This window comes from Amycolatopsis circi, assembly GCF_003385235.1.
GTDB classification, from domain to species: domain Bacteria; phylum Actinomycetota; class Actinomycetes; order Mycobacteriales; family Pseudonocardiaceae; genus Amycolatopsis; species Amycolatopsis circi.
The window spans coordinates 23,076-48,073 of sequence record NZ_PQIA01000020.1; the positions used below are offsets into that span (position 1 = coordinate 23,076).

The window sequence follows — 24,998 nt, forward strand, 5'->3', positions numbered from 1 at the left end:
GAACTTCACGCCCGCTCCCGGGCAGGCGGTGTGCGAAAGTGTCAGGCATGGCTGACGAACTGGTGCACTACGAGGTGGCGGCCGGCATCGCCACGATCACCCTGGACTCCCCGCACAACCGCAACGCGCTGTCGGCGCAGCTGCGGCGGGAACTGAGCGAGTCGCTGACCAAGGCTCGCGAGGACGACGCGGTGCGCGTGGTGCAGCTGACCCACACCGGCCCCGTCTTCTGCGCGGGCATGGACTTGAAGGAAGCCCGCGGCGCCGGTTCGTCCGACCAGGGCGTGAACGAGTTCCCGCAGATCCTGGACCAGCTGTGGACGAGCCCGAAGCCGGTCGTCGCCCGGCTGGCCGGGCCGGCTCGCGCGGGCGGCATCGGCATGGTCGCCGCGTGCGACATCGCGGTCGCGGTCCCGGAAGCGACGTTCGCCTTCTCGGAAGTCCGCATCGGCGTCATCCCGGCGGTCATCAGCCTGACGGTGCTCCCGCGGCTGAACGCGCGGGCCGCGCACGAACTCTTCCTGACCGGCGACGTCTTCGATGCGAAGCGCGCGGTGGAGATCGGTCTTCTGAACGCCTGCGTGCCCGCGGAAGACCTCGACAAGAAGGTCGAGGGCTACCTCAAGTCGCTGACCCTGGGCGGCCCGAAAGCCCTGGCCGCCACGAAGGAACTGCTGGCCCGCCCGCGTCCGGCCACGCCGGCCGAAGGCTTCGCGGACATGAACGCCCTCTCCGCGGGCTTCTTCGCCAGCGAAGAAGGCCAGGAGGGCATCCAGGCCTTCGCCCAGAAGCGCAAGCCGAACTGGGTCCCGCAGGACTGACGCCGTCCGTGAGGGGAACCTTCACGGACTCTGAGTCCCTCAGGGTTCCCCTCACGGACCTTTGCCGGTCAGGAATCCACCAGCACCAAGGTCAGCCGCCGGTCGCCGGAGCCCATGGCCCGCTGCGCGTCCGACAACACGCTGCGCACCGCCAGATAAGCCTTGGGCTCGGCGGCCTTCAATCCGTCCGAACCGGACCAGATCAGCACGTGCTCGCCGGTCGGCAACCACGACAGATCCGTGAGCATGTCGTACAGCGCGTCCAGATTCCGCCCGAAATAGGCCGGAAAAGACAGCGCCTCGCCGATCGCGTCCAACGTGGACAGTTTGTCCAGCGTCCGCGCTCCGTCTACCCGATGCGGATAAGCCCCGCGCGCGAAAGCCGTGTCCGCCGCGGCCCGCGCCGTCCCGTCGCCGCTCACCGTGCCGGATCCACAACGACGAACGACGCGTAGTGATCCCCTGTGTAATACAACTCTTTCCCCGCCCCCGTGATCAGCCGGCGGGCCCCTCGGTCCGGGCTCCCGGGCGTTTTCACGGTGTACTCGTGGTAATAGCCGTTCTTCTCCGCGGGCAGCTTTTTCTCCCGGTTCTGGAAGACGACGTCGTCATTGCGCGGATACGGGTAGGGCCCGCCCTTCTGGATCAGGCTCCACGTGTCTTTCGCCTGCGAAGGCAGCGACGACAGGGGTTTGACCGGCAGCTTGGAATCGGCTCCCGGCACCTTCCCGGAAGCGGCGGCGGGAGCACCCGACGAGGACGAGGGCGCCGGCGAATCCGAGGAGCCGGCGGTTTCCTTGACGAGCCACCCGCCGAGCACCAGCACGAGGAGACCGACGAGCGCAGCGGTGATCCGCCTACGGTTGACCATGGTGTGCCAGCTTAGGAGCGGCCGGGACCGTCGTCGTCACGGGCCGTGCCGAACCAGCGGCCGAAGCGTTCGACCAGCTTGTCGATGGCCCACGCGGCGAGCAGGCACAGCGGCACGAGCACCGCCATCACCAGCACGAACTGGACGGGGAACCAGGCTTGGGCAAGCCACAGTTCCACCCCGTCCCACCAGTTGGCCAGGCCCTCGAACACGAATGTGAGCCTACGCGCGCTCGCCTGCGCCGGGTCGGGCAGGGGAGGTAGGTTGCTGCCATGTTCGCCGTATACGCGCAGGAACCCAACGCCGAGTCCCCGCTCGATTCGCTGGTCGTCGGCGAGCGGCCGGAACCCGAGGTGCCCGAAGGCTGGGTCCGGGTGCACGTCAAAGCCGCCAGCCTGAACATGCACGACCTGTGGACGTTGCGCGGCGTCGGCATCAAGCCCGACCAGTTCCCGATGATCCTCGGCTGCGACGGAGCGGGCACGCTCGACGACGGCACCGAGGTCGTGCTGCACTCGGTGATCAACGCGCCGGGCTGGCAGGGCGACGACACGCTCGACCCGAAGCGCACCCTGCTCACCGAGAAGCACCAGGGCACGTTCGCCGATCAGGTCGTGGTCCCGGCCCGCAACGCGGTGCCGAAGCCGGCCGGCCTGAGCTTCGCCGAGGGCGCGACGATGGGCACCGCGTGGCTCACCGCGTACCGGATGCTGTTCGTGAAGTCGGAGCTGCGGCCCGGTCAGACGATGCTGGTCCAGGGCGCGTCCGGCGGGGTGTCGACCGCGCTGATCGCGCTCGGCCGCGCGGCCGGGTTCCGCGTGTGGGTCACCGGGCGCACCGAAGAGAAGCGAGCGCTGGCCGAGAGCGTCGGCGCACACCAGACGTTCGAGTCCGGCGCGCGGCTGCCCGAGCGGGTGGACGCGGTGTTCGAGACCGTCGGCAAGGCCACGTGGGGGCACACGCTCAAGTCGCTGAAGCCGGGCGGCGTGGTCGTGGTGTCCGGTTCGACCAGCGGTCCCGACCCGTCAGCCGATTTGCAGCGCGTTTTCTTCCTGCAGCTGCGCGTTCTCGGCTCGACCATGGGCACCCGCGACGAGCTGGCCGACCTGCTCGCCTACCTCGACCTGAAGGGCATCAAGCCGCAGATCGGCACGCAGCTCCCCCTTGCGGAGGCCCCCGCGGGATTCGCCGCGATGGCCGCCGGGGAGACCGCGGGCAAGATCGTCTTCACTCGCTGAGCTTGACTGCACGGCGCTGACCTGGACTTTTCCTCGCCGGACAAGTCCGGGTCAGCGCTTTTACCTGTTCTCCAGTGAATCGTCAACACCCCAGCTTCGCAATCAGATAGTGACCCCCAAAGTTCCACCAGAAGTCGACCTTGGGCGGTTAACCTGGAGAACATGACCGCGACGCAGCGGCCAGTCCCCGCCGGCCGGGGCGGCCGGCACCCCAGCGAACCGGCACCGATCCGGGAATCCTTCCGGCGGTTCGCCGGCATGCGCACGCGCGTGCTCGAGGTCGGGCCGCCCGTCGCCGAGGCACCCGCACCCAAGCGCACGCGCCGCAAGGGCACCGACAAACCTCGCGCTCCCCGGCTCGTGTTGCTCCACGGGTATTGCGACAGTGCCGACACGTGGCGTCCGGTACTCGGAGAACTAGCCGAGGCGGGCATCGCCGCGATCGCGGTCGATCTTCCGGGCTTCGGCGAAGCGCAGCCGCTGCGCCCCGGTCCGATGCTGCCGCAGCTCGACGCGTTCACCGCCGCGGTGGTCCGCGAACAGGCCGTGCTTGGCCCGGTGGTGCTCGCGGGAAACTCGCTCGGCGGCACGATGAGCCTGCGCGCGGCACAGAACCACCGGCTGCCGACCGCGGGCGCGGTGTCGATCGCCGCGCCCGGTTTCGTCGACTCGTGGCTGGTGCGCACGGTCGGACGCAACCCGTTGCCGCTGCGGCTGTACTCCTCGCTTCCGTTGCCGGTTCCGGGTTTTCTGGTCCGCGCGGTCGCCGAACAGCTGGTGCCGCGGATCCTCTACGCCGACTCGCGCCACGCGGACGCGGGCCAGGTCCGGCGGTTCACCACGCTCTTCCCCGACTACCGGGCCACCACGTCCCGGCTCGAAGAGGCCCGACAGCTCGTCGCGGAGCTGGCCGACGCCTACCGGCTCGACCAGATCAAGATCCCGCTGCTCGCGGTCGCGTGCGGCAAGGACAAGCTGGTGACGGCCGCGTCCGGGCGGAAGCTGCACACCCTGGTGCCGCACAGCAGGCTCGTCGTCCGCGAGGACTGGGGCCACTGCCCGCAGCTGGACGACCCGGCCGAGGTCGCGGAACTGCTAACCTTCTTCGCCGCGGGCGCGGTCCGCTCGCTCGCCCGCCCGGCGCCCACGGTCAACGACGTCGAGGACGACTCCGCGACCGGGTGACTCAGGCTGCCGAGATCGTCACACTATGGAGTCGGTGACAGGCGCGGCGCCTCCGGGTACGGTGCCCTGCCAGGGCCCGGAACCCGGGTCCGGCGAACCACCAGTCTGAGGAGACATCGATGTCAGCTCCGCGCGGCCCGAACCTGGGCTCCGGGACCGGGATCTTCCGGCGGAAGCCGATCGAAACCATCGAGCACGCCGGCGAAACCGGCCTGCAGCGCACGCTCGGCCTGCGGCAGCTGACCGCGATCGGCGTCGGCGGCATCATCGGCGCGGGCATCTTCTCGCTCGCCGGGGCGGTCGCGAACAAGACCGCGGGCCCGGCCGTGCTGATCTCGTTCCTGATCGCGGGCATCGCGAGCGCCGCGGCGGCGTTCTCCTACGCCGAGTTCGCCGGCCTCATCCCGCGCGCGGGCTCCGCCTACACCTACGGGTACGCGGTGCTCGGCGAGATCGTCGGCTGGTTCATCGGCTGGGACCTGCTGCTGGAGTACACCGCGATCGTGTCCGTGGTGGCGATCGGGATCTCGGGCTACTTCAACGATCTGCTCGGTTTCCTGCACGTCTCGCTGCCGCACTGGATGTCCGGCGCGCCCGGGACGGAACCGGCGGGCGTCGAATCAGGGTCGTACAAGATCAATCTATTCGCAGTGCTGCTCTGCCTGCTGATCGCCTTCATTCTCAACCAGGGCATGAAGAACGCGGCGCGCTTCGAAACGCTGCTGGTGTATCTGAAGGTCGGCCTGGTGCTGCTGGTGATCGTGGTCGGCGCCTTCCACATCCAGAGCGGCAACTACAGCAACTTCTTCCCGTTCGGCCTCAGCGGCGCTTTCACCGGCGCGGCAACGGTGTTCTTCGCGGTCTTCGGCTACGACGCGATGTCGACCGCGGCCGAGGAGTCGCAGGACTCGCAGAAGCACATGCCGAAGGCGATCATCTACTCGCTGGCGATCTCGATGGTGCTGTACGTGCTGGCCTGCCTGGTCCTGACCGGCATGGTGAAGTACACCGACATCAACCCGGAAGCCGCGTTCTCGAGCGCGTTCGCGAAGGTCGGTCTCGGCTGGCTGGGCGCGATCATCGCGGTAGGCGCGATCATCGGCATCCTGACGGTGCTGTTCACTTTCTTGATGGGCGCGACGCGCGTGGGCTACTCGATGAGCCGCGACGGCCTGCTGCCGAAGTGGTTCGCGAAGACCCACCCGGTGCGCAAGGTCCCTTCGCGCATCACGTGGATCCTGGGCGGCGCGTCGGCGCTGATCGCGGGCCTGCTCCCGATCGGCGAGGCCGCGGAGCTGACGAACATCGGCATCCTGCTGGCATTCGTGGTCGTGTGCATCGCGGTGATCGTGCTGCGCTACAAGCGTCCTGAGCTGCCGCGCACGTTCAAGACGCCGGGCATGCCGGTGGTGCCGATCATCGGGGTGATCTTCTCGATCTGGCTGATCACGTTCCTGAAGCCGGAAACGTGGCTGCGCTTCGCGATCTGGTTCTTGATCGGGATGGCGATCTACTTCTCCTACAGCAAACGGCATTCGGCCATGGAACGGGGCGAGTCCGCTGGCTCTGGCCCGGACTCCGGCTCCGACTCCGGCGACGGGGAGCCCGGGGTGAAGTCCACTTCGGACTGATGCTGCGGTTTTTTGATGCGGGGGACGCCTTTTGCGGTGTCCCCCGCATTTTTTGTGCGCTGCGCTGGGTTCTACGGGCTAGCTTGAGCCCGTCTCGCCACTCGGGTGCCCGGACAGCTCACCGCAGCTGCGGTGTCGTCATCGCCCGACGGTGAGCTGGCTCTGAGGCCTCCGCGCAGGCGCACGATCGGGCACCGTTCTCAGCCCACGAACGCACACCGTCTTCACCTCGCGATCGTGCGGCCTGCTCTCGCGAACACTGCCCGCGACCGGATTCACGCAGGGTTGTTTCGATTTGCTCCGCCAAGGCTGCACGCGAACGCATCCGCAGCGGTGCCAGGGGAACTCAGCGCAACCGGCCGGACGTACTGCTTGTCCTGGTGCCAGCAGAGATCCCGCTCGCTCGCCGCCAGCGACTCGACTCACCGCGACCGGTCAGGTCGCCGCGTTTCCAGCAGGGAACACCGTTCTCTCCGCACCGCACAGCGGCTCGAGGCACCGCACCCAGCCGAGCTGTCCAGCCGTCGTGGTTCCGTCGGAAAGCCTTGTCAGGACTGGACCTCACCGCAGCGGAGGTCTCAGCGCAACCGGCCGAGCCGTTCCGTCGCGGCCTTCGCCTCCGTGCGAAGCCGGGCCACGATCGAGGCCGCGGAACCGTCACCGGCGAGCGGATACGTCTGCCCAGCCCACAGCGACATCGCCTCCGGGTCGCCAGCCTTCGCGGCCGCCCCGCGAACCGGTTTGCTCAGGTGGTGCAGCTGCGGGTACGCGGCGGGCGCGTCGGCGGAAAGGTCGCTCAGGACGCGGTTCACCATGCCCCGCGCCGGGCGTCCGCTGAACGCGCGCGTGAACGCCGTCGCCCGGCCAGCCTCGGCGAGCGCTCGCCGCTGGGTTTCGCCGGTGCCAGCTTCCGTCGCGAGCAGGAAGGCCGTGCCCAGCTGCGCGGCCGACGCACCGGCAGCCAGCACCGCCACGACGTCGGCTCCGTTGACCAGTCCCCCTGCCGCGACCAACGGCAGGCTCGTGCGCGCGCCGAGCAAACGGAGCAGCGCGAGCAGGCCGTACTCCTCGCCGCCAGCCGGACTGCCCGGATCGTCGGTGAAGAGACCGCGGTGTCCCCCGGCCTCGAAGCCCTGCACGACCAGCGCGTCGGCCCCGCGCGCGGCTGCGAGGTCGGCTTCCTCCGGATTCGTGACGGTGACCGCGACTTTGCCGCCGGCCTCGTGGATCCGCTGCACCTCGGCGGACGTCGGCGCACCGAAGGTGAACGACACCACCGGAACCCGGTGCCGCACGACGAGGTCGAGTTTCGCCGGGTACTCGTCGTCGTCCCAGACCGGTTCGCCGAGTTCGACGCCGTAGCGCACGGCTTCGGCGAGCAGCCGTTCGCGGTGCGCGGTGAGGTCGGCCACCGACCGGCCGCCGGGCACGAACAGGTTGACGCCGAACCGGCCGCCGGTGAGGTCGGCGGTGTGCGCGATCCGGGCGTCCAGCGTCTCCGGGCTGAGGTAGCCGGCGGCGAGGAAACCGAACCCGCCCGCGTTCGTGACGGCGCCGACCAGCTGCGGAGTCGTCGGCCCGCCCGCCATCGGCGCCACGATCACCGGGAACTCGAGATCATCGAACATGCCCCGAGCCTAGTGCCGGACCGGAAATGCGCCGGGTCGCCGCCGCGTTGCAGAAGAGCATGACGGCAACCCTGGAACAGCTCCGCGCGCTGTCGGTGGAGGAGAACGGCCTGGCGACCGTGGCCACGACCCGCGCCGACGGCACCGTGCACGCGTCCGTGGTGAACGCGGGCATCCTGAACGACCCGGTGACCGGAAAGCCGAGCGTGGGCTTCGTCGCCGTCGGCGGCGCGCACAAGCTCGCGCTCCTGCGCCGCAACGGCCACGCGACCGTGACGTTCCGCCGCGGCTGGCGCTGGCTCTCGGCAACCGGCCCGGTCCGCCTGATCGGCCCGGACGACCCCGACCCGTCCTTCCCTGCCGACGACCTCCCGTCCCTGCTGCGCGACGTTTTCCGCGCCGCCACGGGCACCCACGACGACTGGGCGGAGTACGACCGGGTGATGGCCGCCGAACGCCGAGCCGCGGTGTTCGTGGAGGTGGGCAAGATCATCGGGAACGGCTGACCGAACCCCGCGCAAGACGCTCGGTCCGAGCCGATCAGCCCCTCCTGACAAGCACCTCGGGCACCACCCGGACCGGGAACGGCCGCCGCGCGTCGAAAACCTCGGCCCCGGCGACCTTGGCGATCCGCTGGTAACAGCCGTCCTCGTCGAGTTCGAACACAGTCAGTTCGGGTGCGGCCGGGTCGATCACCCAGTAACTCGGCACGCTCAGCCGTTCATAGACCGCCTTTTTGGTGTTCAAGTCGTGGATCGACGTACTCGGTGACAGCACCTCGACGGCGAGCACGGGCGGCACTGGCAGATCCTTGGCGGTGAAGTCTTCGCTGCGGCCGACCAGAACATCCGGTTGCAGCTCCATCCGATCGCCGACGTGCACGGCGAATGGTGCGCCGAGGACGTCGAACTCCGGCGGGCAAGCCGCCTCCAGCACGTGGTAGAGCCGGTATCCGATCTTCTGATGGCGGTATCCGGGCGCCGGAGTCACGAGCAGCACTCCGTCGATGAGTTCGTAACGGCGGCCATCCTGCGGCATCCCCTCGAGGTCGTGCACCGTCATGGGGCCCGACCCGGGCGGATACTCGATGTCCGTCATGACCGTCATGGTGCTCTCCTTTCCCTGTTCGCGCCAGAGACTCCCTGTCCGCAATTGAGGACACCAGCCGCCACCGACAAAAACGGCGGCTCCGGGGAACCCGGAGCCGCCGTTCACCCGAAGGTGGACCTACTTCTTGTTCTTCCCGTTGTCCTCAGTGGACAGTGCCGCGACGAACGCTTCCTGCGGCACCTCCACCCGGCCGACGGTTTTCATCCGCTTCTTGCCTTCCTTCTGCTTCTCCAGCAGTTTCCGCTTCCGCGAAATGTCGCCGCCGTAACACTTGGCGAGCACGTCCTTGCGGATGGCACGAATCGTTTCCCGCGCGATGATCCGCGAACCGATCGCCGCCTGGATCGGCACCTCGAACTGCTGCCGCGGAATCAGCTCGCGCAATCGCGTCGCCATGCGGTTTCCGTACGTGTAGGCGGCGTCCTTGTGCACAATTGCGGAGAACGCGTCCACCGTCTCGCCCTGCAGCAGGATGTCGACCTTCACCAGGTCGGCCACCTGCTCGCCGGACTCTTCGTAGTCGAGCGACGCGTAACCGCGCGTACGCGACTTCAGCGTGTCGAAGAAGTCGAAGATGATCTCCGCGAGCGGAATCGTGTAGCGCAGTTCGACGCGGTCCTCGGACAGGTAGTCCATCCCCAGCAGGGTGCCGCGCTTCGACTGGCACAGCTCCATGATCGTGCCCACGAACTCCGACGGCGCCAGGATGCTGACCTTCGACACCGGCTCGTGCACCTCGGAGATCTTCAGCCCGCCCGGCCAGTCCGACGGGTTCGTGACGATCACCTCGCTGCGGTCCTCCAGCACCACGCGGTACACCACGTTCGGCGCGGTCGAAATCAGGTCGAGCCCGAACTCGCGCTCCAGCCGGTCCCGGGTGATTTCCAGGTGGAGCAGTCCGAGGAACCCACAGCGGAAGCCGAAGCCCAGCGCCACCGACGTTTCCGGCTCGTAGGTCAGCGCGGCGTCGTTGAGCTGCAGCTTCTCCAGCGCCTCGCGCAACTCCGGGTAGTCCGAGCCGTCCACCGGATACAGCCCGGAGTAGACCATCGGCTTCGGCTCGCGGTAGCCCGCCAGCGGCTCCTTCGCACCGTTCCGCTCGGCCGTCACGGTGTCGCCGACCTTCGACTGGCGCACGTCCTTCACGCCGGTGATCAGGTAGCCGACCTCGCCGACGCCGAGGCCCTTGCTGGCCTTCGGCTCCGGCGAGATGATGCCGACCTCCAGCAGTTCGTGCGTGGCGCCGGTGGACATCATCTTGATCTTCTCGCGCGGCGTGATCTTGCCGTCGACCACCCGGATGTAGGTCACCACGCCGCGGTAGGTGTCGTAGACCGAGTCGAAGATCATCGCCCGCGCGGGCGCGTCCGAGTCGCCGACCGGAGCCGGGACCTGCTTCACGACCTCGTCGAGCAGCGCGCCGACGCCGACGCCGGTCTTCGCCGAGACCCGCAGCACGTCGTCCGGCTCGCAGCCGATGATGTGCGCGATCTCGCCCGCGTACTTGTCCGGGTCGGCCGAGGGCAGGTCGATCTTGTTCAGCACCGGGATGATCTGGAGGTTGTTCTCCAGTGCCAGGTACAGGTTGGCCAGGGTCTGCGCCTCGATCCCCTGCGCGGCGTCCACCAGCAGGATCGCGCCTTCGCACGCTTCGAGCGCGCGGGACACCTCGTAGGTGAAGTCGACGTGGCCGGGGGTGTCGATCATGTGCAGGACATGATCCCGGCCGTCGACCTGCCAGGGCAGCCGGACGTTCTGGGCCTTGATCGTGATGCCGCGTTCCCGCTCGATGTCCATGCGGTCGAGGTACTGCGCGCGCATGGCCCGCTCCTCGACGACGCCGGTGAGCTGCAGCATCCGGTCCGCCAGCGTCGACTTGCCGTGGTCGATGTGGGCGATGATGCAGAAGTTGCGGATCAACTCCGGCGGCGTGAAGGTGGTGTCGGCGAACGTCTTGGGCGCTGTCACTCGGGCTGTCCTCGGGATGGTGGGGGATGTCCGTACCCCATCGTCCCATGGACCTCCGGGTGCGGGTGGGGGTCATCCCCGATGCGGTCCCGCGCGTCTCGTGATGACCTCGAAGCATGACCACTTCACCCTCCCCCTCGCCTGGTCCCGGCGTCCTCGACGCCGCGCTCGACCGGGCTTTCGGCCATCCCAGCGGCCTGCTGGGCAGGCTCGGCGGCAAGCTGATGGCGGTCAGCAACGCCACGACGGAGCACCGCATCGTCGACCTGGCCCGGCTCGAACCCGACGAGACTGTTCTCGTCATCGGCCCCGGGCCTGGGGTCGGCCTCGACGCGGCGAGCAGACTCGCCGGCGAGGTGATCGGCGTCGAACCCTCCCCCGAGATGCGCAATCTGTGCACGGACCGCTGTGGCGACCGCGCCGAGGTGCGTGCGGGCAGCGCGGCTCAGACCGGCTGTGTGGACGAAACCGCGGACGTCGTGCTGACCGTGAACAACGTCCAGCTCTGGGAAGACCGCGCGGCGAGCTTCGCCGAGCTGTTCCGGGTGTTGCGGCCAGGCGGACGGCTGCTGCTCTCGGCGCACGAGAAGTGGCTTCCGGTGACCCGGCACGAACTCGCCGACGAAGCCGCCGCCACGGGATTCACCGACCTGCAGACCTGGACCTGGGACCCGCCCGGGTTCGCCGCGCTCGCCGCCCAGCTCCGGGCCGTGAAGCCGAGCTAGCGCTTGTCGCGCCGCAGCGGATGGTCCTCCGGGACCTCGACGAGGACGATCCGCAGCCCGTCCGGGTCGGCGATCCACGCCTCGTCGGTGCCCCACGGTTCGCGACGAGCCTCGCGCACCGGTTCGACCCCGCGTCCGGCCAATTCGGCCAGAGTCGCCGGGAGATCGCGGACCTGCAGGAACAGGTTGACGTCCGGCCCGGGCCCGGCTTCGCCCGTCCCGACCACCTCGATCGACCCGCCACCGGCGAAAAACCGCGTGCCACCAGGGAACTCGCGCTCGATCGCGAGGCCGAGAGCGTCGCGGTAGAACGCGGTGGACACCTCGTGGTCGCGGGGGTGGATCAGCACCCGGCTGCTCAGTACGTCCATGGTTCCTGCCTACCTGAGCCGCTCAGGCGACCGCAATCGCAGCGATCCCGGCCAGCACCACCAGCGATCCGGCGAGCCGCCGCGCCGCGTTGCGCTCGCGGAGCACCAGCCAGGCGGCGACCCCGCCGAAGACGATCGACAGCTCGCGCGCCGGAGCGACGAGGCTGACCGGCGCGATCCGCAGGGCGTACAGGACCAGCAGGTATCCGGCGGGCGAGGCGAATCCGACGATCAGCACCTCGCGCCGGTGGTCACGCCACAGCCGCTTGACCTCGGACCGGCCGCGGGCGGCGGCCGGCGCGAGCAGGATGCTCTGACCGATCGCGCCGCCGCCGAAATAGACGAGCGGAGGCACGCCGAGCGAGGTGACCGAGTGCGCGTCCCAGAGCGTGTAAGCCGCGATGACCGTTCCGGTGGCGACGCCATAGAACACTCCGGCACGACGGGCGTGGGCATCGCCGGTGCTGCCGCCGAGGCTGATCACCAGGACGCCCGCGACGACGAGGAAGGCTCCGACCAGCCCGAGCACGCCGGGCCGTTCGCCCAGGACCAGGACGGCGACGAGCACCGACACCAGCGGCCCGGTGCCGCGGGCCAGCGGGTAGACGATCGACAGGTCGCCGACCTCGTAGCCGCGCTGCAGCACGATCCCGTACACGACGTGCAGGACCGCGGTGACCAGCGCGGCGAGCAGCCAAGTCCATTGTGGACGTTCCGGTTCGACGGCCAGCGCCACCGCGATCGCCGGGAGCATCGCCGCCGCGGAAACCGTGTAGTACAGCCAGACGAATCGCGGACCGCCGCCGGAAACCCGTTTGGCGGCGAGATTCCACGCGGCGTGCACGACCGCGGCGACGAGGACCATGGCGAGGGCAGTGGTGTTCATCCGGACCCCTTCAGGTTTTCAGCGCATGCCGAAGACCGGGTCCTCCAGGCTTTTGTCCCGTCAGATGAACGGCAGGGCTCGGTGCCCCGCCGAAGGTGCCGCTCGGACCAGGCCCGCCCGCCCTCGTTGTCTTCGCGACCCGCTCTGCGGGACCACGGGCAGGCGACGGAACCCTAGGCACTACCGAAATCCACCGTAACGGAGCCGCGGGCGGAATGCCGAACGGTTACCGGCTCCGGGGCCCGCTCCGGAGCCGCGAGCAGGGCTGTTAAGATTTTCGACTGTTGCCGTGCGGCATTCCGTCAAGGAGGAAACCCGGCCGTCCCTCGGGACCGGTCCGGAGCCACGCGAACGCGGCAGCGACCTTCACCGAGTGAAAGAGGAACGCCTCCATGGCCAACATCAAGTCGCAGGTCAAGCGCATCGACACGAACGAGAAGGCGCGCCAGCGCAACCTGGCGATCCGGTCCTCGGTGAAGACCGCGATCCGCAAGTTCCGCGAGGCCGCCGAAGCCGGTGACAAGGACAAGGCCCTCGAACTGCAGCGCGACGCCGCTCGCAAGCTCGACAAGGCCGTCACCAAGGGCGTCATCCACGCCAACCAGGCCGCGAACAAGAAGTCGGCTCTCGCGAAGCGCGCGAACCAGCTCTGAGCGCAGTCTTTTCCGGAGGGCCCGGCGGCTTCGGCTGCCGGGCCTTTTCCGTGTCTGCGGGGGTCGCATATCGGTTCGGCCCTGATGGCATGGCGACAACCGCCCGCGCCCGCAGACGGGTAACCGTCATGGCGTCCAGCGGAACGCCGCCTTTCCCACGGTGACGACGCAGCAGTCCGCTGCGGCGATGCCGTCTCTGCGTCAGCGGTCGCCCTTGGCCGCGACCACCTCGAGGACCGCGCGCTGCAAGGCGTAGTTCGAGTCCGCCGCCGCGCCCTTGACCTCGGCGTTCAGCCGCGCCACGATCCGCATCGCGGTCGCCAGGCCGTCCTGGCCCCAGCCGCGGGACTGCCCCTGAGCCTTGCGGATCTTCCACGGCGGCATGCCGAGTTCGCCCGCCATCTGGTTCGGGTTGCCTCGACCGGCTGCGGACACGCGAGCGATCGTGCGGACCGCGTCGGCGAGCGCGTCGGCCACCAGGACGTGCGGGACGCCCAGCTGCATCGCCCACTGCAGCGACTCCATCGCGGCCGCCCGGTCTCCCGCGACGGCCTTTTCCGCCACCGCGAAGCCGGTCACGTCGGCGCGTCCGGTGTGGTAGCGCCGGACCGCCTGCTCGTCGATGACTCCCCCGGTGTCGGCGACCAGCTGCGTCGCCGCCGAGGACAGTTCGCGCAGGTCCGAGCCCACCGAGTCGAGCAGCGCCATCAGGCCCGCGCCGTCGATCTTGCCGCCCGTGCGGCGCACCTCGTTGCGGACGAACGCCTCGCGCTCGGCCGGTTTGGTGAGCTTCGGGCATTCGGTGATCTCCGCGCCCGCTTTTTTCAACGCGCCCGGCAGCGCCTTCGCGGCCTTGCTCCGCCCGCCGCCGCTGTGCACGACCACGAGGACGATGCCGTCCGCCGGGGCCTTCACGTACGCCATGACCGCGTCGGACAACTCCTGCGAGATGTCCTGCGCCGACTCCAGCACGATCACGCGGCCCTCTGCGAACAACGAAGGACTCACCAGCTCAGCCAGTACCGGCGGTGTGAGATCGGACACCCGCATCCGCGTGAGGTCGGCCGTCGGATCCGCGGCCTTGGCCGCGTCGAGGGACGCGCGCACAGCCCGTTCGATGAGCAGTTCTTCCTCGCCCGTGACGAGGTGCAGCGGCGCGGGTGCGGTGGTCACCCGGCCATCTTCTCACCCGGCCGCCGGGCCGCCCGCCCCGGTGATGTGAGCCGCCTCCGTGGCACGAGCTGATCGGGATGTCGTACGGTGTAGCCGAGGACGCGCCCACCGGCGCTCCGACAATCGAATACCGCTCATCCAGAGGGGCAGAGGGAACGGCCCGACGAAGCCCCGGCAACCGGCGTGCAGCCTGTCATCCCGCGATCGCGGGGTAGCTGACGATCACGGTGCCAATTCCGGCCCGCTTCGGCGGGGCAGATGAGGAAGGAACCTCGCGATGACTGCAGCCCTCAGCGCCACCTCCGCCAACAAGACGATCGACCTCGGTCCGGCCGTCGAACTGGTGTCGAAGGAAGAAGGGCACCGGCAGCCGCTCGCTCCGGAATTCGTTTCCGCCGAAGACTTCTCGCCGCTCGAGGTCGCCTACGACTTCGGCCGCGTCCGCCGCGAGGACATCGAGGCCGGCCCGCGCAACATCTGGCGCTACAAGAAACTCCTTCCCGTCCCCTCGACCGTCGAGGAGACTCCGAACACCGAGCCCGGCTGTACCCGGCTCGTGCGCGCCGACCGGCTCGCGAAGGAACTCGGCCTCAAGAGCCTGTGGGTCAAGGACGACACCGGAAACCCGACGCACTCGTTCAAGGACCGCGTGGTCGCCGTCGCGCTCGCCGCCGCCCGCGAGTTCGGCTTCGAGGTGCTCGCGTGTCCCTCGACCGGCAACCTGGCCAACGCGACCGCCGCCGCGGCGGCCCGCGCCGGCTGGCGATCGGTCGTGCTGATCCCGAAGAACCTCGAGCGCGCGAAGATCCTCACCACTGCGGTCTACGACGGCGACCTGATCGCCGTCGACGGCAACTACGACGACGTGAACCGGCTCGCCACCGAACTGGCCGGCGAGCACCCGAAGTGGGCGTTCGTGAACGTCAACGTCCGCCCGTACTACTCCGAGGGCTCGAAGACGCTCGCCTACGAGGTCGCCGAGCAGCTCGGCTGGCGGATTCCCGAGCAGATCGTCGTGCCGATCGCCTCCGGTTCACAGCTCACCAAGGTGGACAAGGGTTTCCGCGAGCTGGGCCAGCTCGGTCTCGTGGACGCCAGCCCGTACAAGGTGTTCGGCGCACAGGCCACCGGCTGCTCGCCGGTCTCCACCGCGTACCGCAACGGCCACGACGTGGTCCAGCCGGTGAAGCCGGACACCATCGCCCGCTCGCTCGCGATCGGCAACCCGGCCGACGGCCCGTACGTGCTCGACGTCGTCAACCGCACCGGCGGCGCGATCGAGGACGTCACCGACGAAGAGGTCGTCGAAGGCATCCGGCTGCTCGCGCGCACCGAAGGCATCTTCACCGAGACCGCGGGCGGCGTCACCGTGGCGACCGCGAAGAAGCTCGTCGAAAGCGGCAAGCTCGATCCGGACGCCGAAACCGTCCTCCTCATCACCGGCGACGGCCTCAAGACCCTCGACGCGGTCGAGAACCACATCGGCCCGAAGGCCACCGTGCCGCCGTCCGCCGCGGCCGTCGCCAAGGCGCTCGGCTACTGACGTACCCGCCCGGGGTCCGCCGTCCTACCGCGGCGGACCCCGCGGCTCGCCTCGCCGGACGACCGCCGGTCCGCTTCCTCCAGGCAGAACGGCGGTGTCGCCGTCGACATCGGTCCGGGTGACCAGCACTCCCATCGTGCCGAGAACGTCCACTGTGGACTTGCTCGGATGTCCGTATCCGTTGCCCGCGCCGACACTGATCAGCGCCGTGCGCGGCCGCACTGCCGCGAGGAACTGCGGCAGCGAATACCTCGAACCGTGATGCGGCACCTTCAACACGTCGGCCCGCAAGTCGACGCCCTCGGCGAGCAGATCCGCTTGCGCGGCCAGTTCGACGTCTCCGGTCAGCAAAACCCGGCCAGCCGAGGTTTCCGCGCGCAGGACGACTGAGCTGTTGTTGATCATCGTCCCGTCCTGTAACGCGGGTGATCGAGTGGTGGCGTAACGCGGGCCGAGCACATCCAGCGACAGCCCCGGCCACTCCAGCCGTTGTCCCTCGCTCAATTGCACCAGCGGCACGCCACGATGCTTTGCCTCTCCGGAAACCGACTGCCACGCCCACGCCGGAGCACGCCCCGGTCCCACCGCGATCGCACCGACCGCCCGCCCGTCAAAGACCGAGGCGAGTCCGCCGATGTGGTCCGCGTGCAGGTGGCTCAGCACCAGCAGCGGCACTCGATCAACGCCCAGCCGCCGCAGGCATTCGTCGACGGGTCCCGGCTCCGGCCCGGTGTCGACGACTACGGCGCGGCCGGGCTCGGCTGTCGCGAGCACTACCGCATCTCCTTGTCCGACATCGCATTCCGTCATCGCCCAGCCGTCCGGGGGCCAGCCAGGAGCCAAGACTTTGCCTGGCACGACCGTCAGCAGCACGACGACCAGCCCGATTGCCACCAGCAGCCGGAATCGGCGAAACCGCGCCGCCACGACGACAACGACCAGCAGGACCGCCGCGCACAATCCGCCCAGCCAGCCGCCGGGCCAGGACAGCGCCGCGCCGGGTGCCCTCGCACCGTGTCGGGCCACGGTGATGAGCCACCGGGCTTCCGGATCTGCCAATCGAATCAGCACGTGCCCTGCGCCTGGCCACCATGGCCCGACCACTGTCGCCAGCACGCCTAGCACGGTCACCGGCGCGACCACTGGTGCCGCGAGCACATTGGTGACCACCGAGACGAGGCTGACCGTGCCCGCCATACCAGCGATGACTGGCGCGGTGACCACGAACGCGGCCAGCGGTACGGCAAGTCCTTCGGCGTAGCCAGGTGGAACTCCCCTGCGTACCAACGAATCTGCCCAGCGCGGCGCGAGCAGCACGAGCCCTGCCGTAGCGAGAACCGATAGCGCGAAACCGAAATTCGCCGCCATTGCCGGGTCCCAGGCCACCAGCACGCACACCGCGAACGCCAAGGCGGGCAACGCTGAACCGCGCCGTCCGAGGGCCAGCGCGAGCAAGCCGATGCCGCCCATGACGCCAGCCCGCACCACACTCGGTTCAGGCCCCACCAGGACGAGGAATCCCGCCAGACAAGCACCAGCCGCTGCTGCGGAAAACCTCGGACCTGCTCGAACCAATCGGCACAGCAACAGAACGGCTCCGCCGATGATCACGAGATTTCCGCCGCTCACTGCCATCAAGTGGGTGAGCCCGGAGGCCTTGAACTCACCCTCGACCTGTTGCGGCAACGCACTCGTATCGCCCAGCACCAGTCCAGGCAACAGCCCCGCCGGTTCCTCGGGCAGGATCCCGCACAGCGAATGCAAGCTGTTCCGCAAGACCGCGGCGGCGCGTTGCCACCACGGCGCAGGCCCGACAGCGGCTGGCGCGGCACGGACGGAGAGCACTGCAGCGGTCAACTCGCCGCTGCGTGCGGGCATGAGCCGTCCGGACGTCGTCGCTGCCTGGCCGGGCAGCAGCCCGCTCCATCCTGCGACCGGTGCGAGCAATAGAATCCGGCCGGTCGATTCGACGGGCTGACCGTCCACTGTGGCCGTTGTGACGCGCGCGGGAATCGCCACTGACCGGGTGCCTGCCTGCTGGTCGGCGTAGCCAGTCTGGTGGATCGGCCGTGGACGCTCGCTGATCTCGACTCGCAGCGTCGCCGTCACGCCATGTACCGCAGCGACTGCCAGCGGGTCGGATGCCGCGTCGCGAATGCGCAGAGCTGTCGGCACTGCGGCAATCAGTCCGACCAGCAGTAACGCTCCCCCGGCACCTACGTACTTGGCACGGCCGCGCGCTAGAAGCACCACAGCGCCGACGACCGCTACGACTCCGACCGCGGTCGCGACCCACCAGCCGAGTTGCAGTCCGGCGAGGGTGGCCGCCCATCCGGCGACGGCGGCGGCAACGAGGCGGAAATCGTGGTCTCGGCGCGACTTCTCCTCGGTTTCCAGCTTCATCCGACGGTCACCTGCTCGCGGAGCTTCTGGAACTTGCTCTCGCCGATGCCGTCGACGTCACGGAGTTGTTCGACGCTCGAGAATCCGCCGTGCTGCGTGCGCCAGTCGGTGATGCGCCGGGCGGTGACCTCGCCGACGCCCGGGAGGCTGTCGAGTTGTTCGGGGGTCGCGGAATTCAGGTCGATCTTGCTGGCGGCGGCAGCTGACCCGGCTGGTGCCGCCTGGGCGGCGGGAACGCCGACTGCCAGTTGCTCGCCGTCGGTGAGTTTGCGGGCGAGGTTCAATGCGGTCAGATCGACGCCCGGGTCGGCACCGCCAGCTGCGCGCAGGGCATCGGCGACGCGAGAGCCCGAGGGCACGGTGACGAGTCCTGGTGAACGCACGTGGCCGACGACGCTGATTACTAAGTTCTCGTTGGCTTTCGACGCGTGCGGCACTTGCGCGCGGGCTGTTGGGAGTGGCGGGGCGATCTCGGCTGCGGGTGAGCGGCCGAAAATCGCCAGGCCACCGGCGATGACTGCGGCGGCGGCCAGCAAGGCCAGGACGAAGATCATTCCCCGGCGGCCCAGGAAGCCCGGCAGGCCGGTTGCTCCGGGGAGCCAACGGCGTGTCCACCGCTGTTCGGTGTGTTCCGGCAGCCAGCTGCGGACCAGTTTGCCGCCGGGCAATTCGGTTTCCGGAGGGGGTGGGTTGTCGGCGAGTGCGGACAGGCGGGCTTTACGGCCCAGTGGGCGCGAGCGTGGCGTGGAGTTGGAGGGCAGACCGTCCGCAACAGTCGCAGGTTGACCGCCCAGAAGCGTTGAGCTGTCGGCAAAAGAAGACAGGCGGGCTTTCCGGCCCAGTGGCCGCGAAAGTGGCATGGAGCTGGACGGCAAACCGTCCGCGGCAGTCGCGGGCTGACCGCCCAGAAGCGGCGAACTGTCAGCAAATGCAGACAGGCGGGCTTTGCGACCTGGTGGCCGCGAGAGTGGCATGGAGCCGGACGGCAAACCGTCCGCAGCAGTCGCGGACTGACCGTCCACAAGCGGCGAACTGTCAGCAAATGAGGACAGGCGGGCTTTCCAGCCCGGTGTTCGCGAGTGCGGCATCGAGTCGGGTGCCCCGTCGGCCGCGCCTGCCAGCGGGGAGCCGTCGGCGCTCGCCGAAGATCGGTTCGGCACGTCCGGCGACTGGTCGTCGGGAGAAGGAGAACTGTCGGCACCGGCAGACAGTCGTTGCTTCGGTCCCCCGTCCCGGGCGCGCACGCCAGGCGGCTCAGCATCCACGGACAGCTGGCTGTCTGCGCTTGCCGACAACCGTCCGCGCGCTGATCGTCCCAGGGGCAGCCAGCGACGTGCTGGCCGGACGGGGCTGGCAACAGGCGGGAGAGCGGCCAGCTGGTCGGCCAGCCAGGTGAGCCTGACGTTGACGGGAGTGCCCGGATCCCGGGCGGAATTCTCGAACACACGATCGACGCTAGGTGTCGGCGGGTGCGACGGCGAGAGGGTTCCGCGCGATCTGTGGACAACCCGCCCCTTGGGGACAACTCAGCCGTCACCGCCGAAGACGCACCGGAATGTGTCGGAGTGCGCGGTCATACTGGCTGGTTTGCCTGCGGCACCGGCGATCGAAAAGCGTTCGCTCCTGCCGTTGTCCTCCGCTAGACCTGGTAGTCAGCCGTCGAACAGGAGCACGCCATCGCTGTGAACCACACCGACTTGACCCTGCGTCCGATCACCGGGCCGGAAGAACTCGACCTCTTCTGCCAGCTCACCTACGCCCTCGACCACGAACTGGCCGACGACCTCGCCGCCGGTCGCCGTCGGCCGGGCTGGATGTGGGTCGCGCTTCGTGGCGGCGAACTCGTCGCCAGGGCTGCGTGGTGGGGTCGCGCCGAGGAACTGGTCCCGTTCCTGCTGGACGTGTTCGACCTCGAAGACGTGGCTGTCGGCGTGCAGCTGCTGCGAACCGCGATGGCCGAGATCCTGCCCGCGGACGCCAGGACGCCGACTTACCAACGGATGGTCCCCTCAGATTGGCGCGGAAAAGCCGCGACCCGAAGCGCTGCCGAAGGCCGGATGAGGGCGCTCGAACAAACCGGTGCTCGACTGCTTGCCGAGAGGCTGCGTTTCGAGTGGCGTCCTGGGACTCCTGTCCCGTCGCCCCACCGGCTGGTTTTCCGTCCTATCCGCGACGAGGACGAGATCATCGACCTGATGACCCGCGTCCTGGACGGGACGCTCGACGCCCACAGCCGCGACGACCTGACCCGGACGTCCGCTCGTGCGGCGGCGATCCGGCATTACGAAGACGAACTGGCGCACTACCGCAGCCCGCGGGATTGGTGGCGGGTCGCGACGCGACCCGACGGCACGCCGGTCGGGTTCGTCACGCCCGCGCGCAACAACTACAACCCCCTCATCGGGTATCTCGCCGTCCTGCCGGAGCATCGCGGCAACGGCTACATCGACGACATTCTCGCCGAGGGCACCCGAATCCTTGCCGCCCAACAAGTTCCTCGCATCCGGGCGGCGACCGATCTCGGCAATGTCCCGATGGCGAACGCGTTCCGGCGCGCCGGGTACGTCGACTTCGAGCGAACGATCACCATGGCCTGGCCATGATTCGCGACGAACCCTGGGAACGTGCGGTTGCCCACGTAGCCCAGTCGGCGGAAGGCAGCCCGGCGGATCCGTCGTGGCGGGTCACGCTGCATTTCCACCCCGACCGGCTGGTCAACGGGGTGCCGATTCTCGAGAGCATGGCGCGAGACGGCCGGTACCGCTCGCAGTTCGAGACCGGCGTCAGCAACGGCGGGCTCACCGCGCATCCGGGAGGAGACCGCTGGCGCTGGGAAAGCCGGTTGTTCGCTGGCGTCTACGACGACGTCGCGGCAAAGCATCGGCCGAAATACGGGTCGCTGAATTTCCGCGGCCGCAGAACCGGCGGCTCACCGCGGTTCGGCTCGGCCTATCTGCGGCTCTCAAAGCACACGATGTCCCGCACGACTTTCGCCTATCCCGACAGCGTCTTCGAGCCGACATCGTTCGGCGTCGAGACACGATTGTCGGCTCTGGTCGCGCTTGCCGAGGCTGACGATCAGGACTTGCTGGACGACTACATCGAGGCGCAGGTGCACGGCGAAGTGGACCTAACGCGAGATGTTGAGGCGCTAGTTCTCGATCCGTCCTATCGAGGAACCGAAGTCGAGGCGGCAGCCCGAAAACTAGGCCCGATCGAATGGCACCAAGGGTTTCGGCTCACCACCGCCGAACTGCTCCGGCAACCCGATTACCGCGGGCCGAAATTCACCGCGCTTAGCGATGAACTCGCTGAGGGCGGACACCTCGACCCGCGCATCCTCGGCAACGCCACCGGCCAGGACGAGCAAGATCTCAAACGCGTCTGGCACCTGCTCGCGCGATTCGGCAACCAGGAACTCGGCTAGGCGCGCTGCACGACGACACCGAGCACGCCGGGACCGGTGTGCGCGCCGATGACCGCGCCGATCTCCGACACCACGCATCCCCCGGCACAGCCCGGAATCACTTCCTCGAGCCGGTTCGCCAGTTCGACAGCTCGTTCCGGCGACGCGAGATGGTGCACCGCCAGCTCGACCGGCCCGGTGCCCGCGGCCTGCACGGACAGCTCGACCAAGCGGCCGATCGCGCGGTTCATCGTCCGCACTTTCTCCAGCGGCAGGATCCGGCCGTCGTCCATGTGCAGCACCGGTTTCACCGCCAGCGCGGTGCCGAGCAACGCCGCGGCCGAGCCGATCCGGCCGCCGCGGCGCAAGTGTTCCAGTGTCTCGACCACGAACAGCGTCGACGAGCGCTCGGCCGCTTCCGTCGCGGCCGCTTCGACTTCGGCCGGGCTGGCTCCGGACGCGGCGGCGTCCGCGGCGTGCAGGGCGGCGAAGCCCAAACCCATCGCTGTGGTGCGGGAATCGACGACGCGGACCCGGTCCGAACCGACTTCTTCCGCTGCCAGAACGGCGGCCTCCCAGGTGCCGGACAGCTCGCTCGACAGGTGCACTGACACGACGGCGTCCGCGCCCGCGTCCAGTGCGGCCCGGAATTCGGCGGCGAACTCGGCCGGAGTGGGCCGGGAAGTCGTGACGATCTTGCGCTCCCCCAGAGCTTCCGCGAGCGCGGCGGGACCCATTTCAACGCCGTCTAGGGAACACACGCCTTCCACCAGGACGTGCAGGGGCACCACCCGCACCGAGTGCCGCTCGGCGAAGCCTTCGGGCAGGTGCGCGGTGGAGTCCGTGACCACGGCGACCGACACGCCGTCAGCCTACGTTGCCAGAGCCGAGGTGCGGAGCAACGAGCTTCGCCATCGCGGTGCCGACGGCTTCGTGCCCCGCCCATCCCCAGTGCATGCCGTCGGGATTTCCCGCGCCGCTCAAGACATGTTCGCCGACCACACCGGGCGTGTCGAGCAACGGCACTTCGCGTCGCGCGGCCCACGAAGCGAGCGCTGCGGCTGCTTCGGCGCGTCCCGTGTGTACACGCCCGTACGCATCAGCGCGGTGCACCGAAGGCAGCATGCCGAACACAGGCAACTCAGGACGCAACGCGCGCAACGCTTCGACGGACTGGTCCAGATAGCTCACGCTCAGCCGCGCCGGAAGCACGCGAGGGCGTCCGCGCATCACGACAGACAACCGTGGCTGCGCAGCGAGATAGGCACCGCGTACAACGCGACGCACGCCGTCGGGGCGAAGGTAGCGAAGCCCCTGACGCAAGTACGTCGGCAGAGGCGACGGCAGTGTGTCCATGTGGCCGACGGCGAGCACGACAGCGTCGACGCGACGCAGGTCCGCCCACACGCGCGGGTCGCCGGTGAGAGACCACCACAGGTCGCGCGCGGTCCAGCCGATGCCGGCGACGAGATCGGCTTGTCCGGACAGCGCGTTCGCGGCGACGTTGGGCCACAGGCGCGGATCGTCGGCCGCGCAAGGGCCCTCGGGGCCGTGGAAACAGAGTGAATCGCCGAAGACGAGCAGCTGCGGGCTCATCGGGTCAGCCGGTGATGCCCGCGTTGTACGCGTGCAACCGCCACTTCCCCTCGCGGTGGCCGAGATCGACCCAGTGGCAGTTCATGATCCCGCCGAGCGAAGGCCAGACCTCGACCGGAAGGCCGAGCAGCTTCGCCGTCAACGCGAGGATGAGGCCGCCGTGCGAGGCGAGCAGGACCGATTCGCCGACGTCGGAGTTCGGCTGCATCAGGTCGTTGACCACCTCGGCGGCGCGTTCGGCGACCTCGACCCGGGACTCGCCGCCCGGCGGGGCCCACGCGGCGTCGGTGCGCCAGAGCTGGCGGTCGCCGGGATAGCCCTCGTCGACCTCGGCCCCGGTCAGGCCCTGCCATTCGCCGAGGTGCGTCTCGCGCAGCCGCTTGTCGATCTGCAGCGGCACGCCGATCGCCTCGGTGAGCACCGTCGCGGTGTCGGTGGCGCGGCGCAGATCGGACGCGATCACCAGCTCCGGCGCGAATCGCGCGAGCGCGGGCACGGCGAACCGCGCCTGGTTCCAGCCGACCGGGGTCAGCGCCGAATCGAGGTGTCCCTGCATGCGGCCGGCGGCGTTGTAGTCCGTCTCGCCGTGCCGCCAGAGCAGCAGCCGCCGCGGGCTCACGCCTCCGGACCGTCCGCGTCGCCGGTGTCGTCGGCGGGGACCGTCGCCAGCCCTTCGACCTCGATCCGCGGGCAGTCCTTCCACAGCCGCTCGAGGCCGTAGAACGAGCGCTCGTCCGCGTGCTGGACGTGGACGACGACGTCGACGTAGTCGAGCAGGACCCAGCGGCCCTCGCGCGCGCCTTCGCGCCGGACCGGCTTGTGCCCTTCGATGCGGAGCTTCTCTTCCACGTTGTCGACGATCGCGCCGACCTGCCGCTCGTTGGCCGCGGACGCGATCACGAACGCGTCGGTGATCACGAGCTGCTCGGACACGTCCAGGACGACCACGTCGCTGGCCAGCTTGTCGGCCGCCGCGTGCGCGGCCGCCACCGCCAGGTCCCGTGCCTCGGACGTCGCTGCCACAGTGCTCCTTCAGATTCGGGGTATGCCCGGACGAGGGTACCCGGTCAGGCCTCGGCGTCCTTGCGGTAGAGGTCCTTCTTGGCGATGTAGCGCACAACGCCGTCGGGCACGAGGTACCAGACCGGCTCGCCGCGCTCGACGCGTTCGCGGCATCCGGTGGACGAGATGGACATCGCGGTGACCTCGACGAGGCTCACCTTGCCGCTCGGCAGATGGTGCGAGTTGAGCCGGTAGCCCGGGCGGGTGACGCCGATGAAATGCGCGAAGGTGAACAGCTCGTCGGCCTTGTGCCAGGTCAGGATCTGCTCGAGGGCGTCGGCCCCGGTGATGAAGAACAGCTCGTCGTCCGGGTATTCCTCGTGCAGGTCGCGCAGCGTGTCGACGGTGTAGGTCTGGCCGCCGCGGTCGATGTCGACCCGGCTCACCGAGAAGACCGGGTTGGACGCGGTGGCGATCACCGTCATCAGATAGCGGTCCTCGGCGCGCGTGACGCGGCGGCCGGACTTCTGCCACGGCTGCCCGGTCGGCACGAAGATGACCTCGTCGAGCGCGAACCGCGACTGGACCTCGCTGGCCGCGACGAGGTGGCCGTGGTGCACGGGGTCGAAGGTGCCGCCCATGACCCCGATCCGGCGTGGTGACATAGCCGGTGAGCCTATACGCGCGGGCACGCGAGGGCTTCCCGTCTCGACTGCGACCTAGATTACTGTTGTGACTTGAGTCACATAACCCTGCGTTTCCGGCCGGAAACTGTCTGTTCCGGGTCG

At 69.1% G+C, this 24,998-nt stretch carries 26 protein-coding genes and 1 riboswitch; of the genes, 10 read left to right on the forward strand and 16 right to left on the reverse strand.

The genetic code is table 11. From position 1 onward, the window contains the following. Positions 1–47 precede the first annotated feature (47 nt). Positions 48–821: an enoyl-CoA hydratase-related protein gene (locus D0D37_RS11130; RefSeq protein ID WP_116200439.1), complete on the forward strand. Its 774-nt coding sequence runs from the start codon at positions 48–50 to the stop codon at positions 819–821. Positions 822–889: 68 nt separating this feature from the next. On the opposite strand, the gene D0D37_RS11135 is transcribed toward D0D37_RS11130, so the two are convergent. The 3 genes from D0D37_RS11135 to D0D37_RS11145 are packed head-to-tail and all read right to left on the reverse strand — an operon-like array spanning position 890 to position 1,904. Next, entirely contained in the window at positions 890–1,243 is a 354-nt protein-coding gene (locus D0D37_RS11135) for a barstar family protein (protein ID WP_116200440.1), read from the reverse strand. Beyond that, positions 1,240–1,692, reverse strand: coding sequence for a guanyl-specific ribonuclease (locus D0D37_RS11140; protein WP_116200441.1), 453 nt, complete (start codon positions 1,690–1,692; stop codon positions 1,240–1,242). The genes D0D37_RS11135 and D0D37_RS11140 overlap by 4 nt, the downstream gene beginning before the upstream one ends. Before the next feature lie 11 nt (positions 1,693–1,703). Next, positions 1,704–1,904, reverse strand: coding sequence for a hypothetical protein (locus tag D0D37_RS11145; protein WP_037813693.1), 201 nt, complete (start codon positions 1,902–1,904; stop codon positions 1,704–1,706). 60 nt (positions 1,905–1,964) lie between these two features. Here D0D37_RS11145 and D0D37_RS11150 point away from each other — a divergent pair, with 60 nt between their 5' ends. The 3 genes from D0D37_RS11150 to D0D37_RS11160 all read left to right on the forward strand — a co-directional run bounded on the left by D0D37_RS11150 (position 1,965) and on the right by D0D37_RS11160 (position 5,746). After that, positions 1,965–2,930 carry a zinc-binding dehydrogenase gene (locus D0D37_RS11150; RefSeq protein ID WP_116200442.1) on the forward strand — a complete coding sequence of 322 codons (966 nt, stop codon included), beginning with the start codon at positions 1,965–1,967 and terminating at the stop codon, positions 2,928–2,930. A 162-nt stretch (positions 2,931–3,092) separates the two neighbouring features. Beyond that, a complete protein-coding gene (locus tag D0D37_RS11155; protein WP_116200443.1) occupies positions 3,093–4,115 on the forward strand; it encodes an alpha/beta fold hydrolase in 1,023 nt (340 codons plus the stop codon). Between the two features lie 119 nt (positions 4,116–4,234). Then, entirely contained in the window at positions 4,235–5,746 is a 1,512-nt protein-coding gene (locus D0D37_RS11160) for an amino acid permease (RefSeq protein ID WP_116200444.1), read from the forward strand. A gap of 578 nt (positions 5,747–6,324) precedes the next feature. Here D0D37_RS11160 and D0D37_RS11165 read toward each other — a convergent pair. Beyond that, positions 6,325–7,374 (reverse strand): NAD(P)H-dependent flavin oxidoreductase, encoded by a 1,050-nt coding sequence (locus D0D37_RS11165; RefSeq protein ID WP_116200445.1) that lies wholly within the window; start codon positions 7,372–7,374, stop codon positions 6,325–6,327. 59 nt (positions 7,375–7,433) lie between these two features. On the opposite strand from D0D37_RS11165, the gene D0D37_RS11170 reads away from it, so the two are divergent. Further along, positions 7,434–7,880, forward strand: coding sequence for a pyridoxamine 5'-phosphate oxidase family protein (locus D0D37_RS11170; protein ID WP_116200490.1), 447 nt, complete (start codon positions 7,434–7,436; stop codon positions 7,878–7,880). Between the two features lie 34 nt (positions 7,881–7,914). Here D0D37_RS11170 and D0D37_RS11175 read toward each other — a convergent pair whose 3' ends face one another. Together D0D37_RS11175 and lepA are read right to left on the reverse strand one after the other, a co-directional pair. Continuing rightward, entirely contained in the window at positions 7,915–8,481 is a 567-nt protein-coding gene (locus D0D37_RS11175) for a Uma2 family endonuclease (RefSeq protein WP_116200446.1), read from the reverse strand. Between the two features lie 120 nt (positions 8,482–8,601). Beyond that, complete coding sequence (gene lepA, locus D0D37_RS11180) at positions 8,602–10,452, reverse strand: translation elongation factor 4 (protein ID WP_116200447.1); 1,851 nt, start codon at positions 10,450–10,452, stop codon at positions 8,602–8,604. 116 nt (positions 10,453–10,568) lie between these two features. Here lepA and D0D37_RS11185 point away from each other — a divergent pair, with 116 nt between their 5' ends. Next, positions 10,569–11,177, forward strand: a complete 609-nt coding sequence (locus tag D0D37_RS11185; protein WP_116200448.1) for a class I SAM-dependent methyltransferase — start codon at positions 10,569–10,571, stop codon at positions 11,175–11,177. On the opposite strand, the gene D0D37_RS11190 is transcribed toward D0D37_RS11185, so the two are convergent. Continuing rightward, positions 11,174–11,548: a VOC family protein gene (locus tag D0D37_RS11190; protein WP_116200449.1), complete on the reverse strand. Its 375-nt coding sequence runs from the start codon at positions 11,546–11,548 to the stop codon at positions 11,174–11,176. The two genes, D0D37_RS11185 and D0D37_RS11190, sit on opposite strands and share 4 nt — an antisense overlap. Before the next feature lie 22 nt (positions 11,549–11,570). After that, entirely contained in the window at positions 11,571–12,434 is an 864-nt protein-coding gene (locus D0D37_RS11195; RefSeq protein WP_116200450.1) for a DMT family transporter, read from the reverse strand. Positions 12,435–12,826: 392 nt separating this feature from the next. On the opposite strand from D0D37_RS11195, the gene rpsT reads away from it, so the two are divergent. After that, complete coding sequence (rpsT, locus tag D0D37_RS11200) at positions 12,827–13,087, forward strand: 30S ribosomal protein S20 (RefSeq protein WP_116200451.1); 261 nt, start codon at positions 12,827–12,829, stop codon at positions 13,085–13,087. 201 nt (positions 13,088–13,288) lie between these two features. On the opposite strand, the gene holA is transcribed toward rpsT, so the two are convergent. Further along, on the reverse strand, positions 13,289–14,260 hold the full coding sequence (gene holA / locus D0D37_RS11205; protein WP_116200452.1) for a DNA polymerase III subunit delta: 972 nt from the start codon (positions 14,258–14,260) through the stop codon (positions 13,289–13,291). A 131-nt stretch (positions 14,261–14,391) separates the two neighbouring features. Continuing rightward, positions 14,392–14,525, forward strand: a riboswitch (SAM riboswitch). Positions 14,526–14,537: 12 nt separating this feature from the next. On the opposite strand from holA, the gene thrC reads away from it, so the two are divergent. Beyond that, positions 14,538–15,803, forward strand: coding sequence for a threonine synthase (thrC, locus tag D0D37_RS11210; protein ID WP_116200453.1), 1,266 nt, complete (start codon positions 14,538–14,540; stop codon positions 15,801–15,803). 24 nt (positions 15,804–15,827) lie between these two features. Here the strand turns inward: thrC and D0D37_RS11215 are convergent, their stop codons facing one another. Both D0D37_RS11215 and D0D37_RS48770 read right to left on the reverse strand, forming a co-directional pair. Next, entirely contained in the window at positions 15,828–18,206 is a 2,379-nt protein-coding gene (locus D0D37_RS11215) for a ComEC/Rec2 family competence protein (RefSeq protein WP_116200454.1), read from the reverse strand. After that, positions 18,203–19,228: a ComEA family DNA-binding protein gene (locus D0D37_RS48770; protein WP_425266920.1), complete on the reverse strand. Its 1,026-nt coding sequence runs from the start codon at positions 19,226–19,228 to the stop codon at positions 18,203–18,205. Before D0D37_RS48770 ends, D0D37_RS11215 begins: the two co-directional genes overlap by 4 nt. 660 nt (positions 19,229–19,888) lie before the next feature. On the opposite strand from D0D37_RS48770, the gene D0D37_RS11230 reads away from it, so the two are divergent. Both D0D37_RS11230 and D0D37_RS11235 read left to right on the forward strand, forming a co-directional pair. Further along, the gene (locus tag D0D37_RS11230; protein ID WP_208719898.1) at positions 19,889–20,809 is read left to right on the forward strand and encodes a GNAT family N-acetyltransferase; all 921 of its coding nucleotides are present in this window, start codon (positions 19,889–19,891) and stop codon (positions 20,807–20,809) included. Next, on the forward strand, positions 20,806–21,633 hold the full coding sequence (locus D0D37_RS11235; protein WP_116200455.1) for a DUF3626 domain-containing protein: 828 nt from the start codon (positions 20,806–20,808) through the stop codon (positions 21,631–21,633). The genes D0D37_RS11230 and D0D37_RS11235 overlap by 4 nt, the downstream gene beginning before the upstream one ends. Here D0D37_RS11235 and D0D37_RS11240 read toward each other — a convergent pair. The 5 genes from D0D37_RS11240 to nadD are packed head-to-tail and all read right to left on the reverse strand — an operon-like array spanning position 21,630 to position 24,875. Then, positions 21,630–22,475, reverse strand: coding sequence for a DegV family protein (locus tag D0D37_RS11240; RefSeq protein WP_116200456.1), 846 nt, complete (start codon positions 22,473–22,475; stop codon positions 21,630–21,632). The two genes, D0D37_RS11235 and D0D37_RS11240, sit on opposite strands and share 4 nt — an antisense overlap. Before the next feature lie 4 nt (positions 22,476–22,479). Continuing rightward, positions 22,480–23,208 (reverse strand): diglucosylglycerate octanoyltransferase, encoded by a 729-nt coding sequence (octT, locus tag D0D37_RS11245; protein WP_116200457.1) that lies wholly within the window; start codon positions 23,206–23,208, stop codon positions 22,480–22,482. 4 nt (positions 23,209–23,212) lie between these two features. After that, entirely contained in the window at positions 23,213–23,827 is a 615-nt protein-coding gene (locus D0D37_RS11250; protein WP_116200458.1) for a histidine phosphatase family protein, read from the reverse strand. After that, on the reverse strand, positions 23,824–24,231 hold the full coding sequence (gene rsfS / locus D0D37_RS11255) for a ribosome silencing factor (RefSeq protein ID WP_037362547.1): 408 nt from the start codon (positions 24,229–24,231) through the stop codon (positions 23,824–23,826). Before rsfS ends, D0D37_RS11250 begins: the two co-directional genes overlap by 4 nt. Before the next feature lie 44 nt (positions 24,232–24,275). Beyond that, positions 24,276–24,875: a nicotinate-nucleotide adenylyltransferase gene (gene nadD, locus D0D37_RS11260; protein ID WP_116200459.1), complete on the reverse strand. Its 600-nt coding sequence runs from the start codon at positions 24,873–24,875 to the stop codon at positions 24,276–24,278. Positions 24,876–24,998 lie beyond the last annotated feature (123 nt).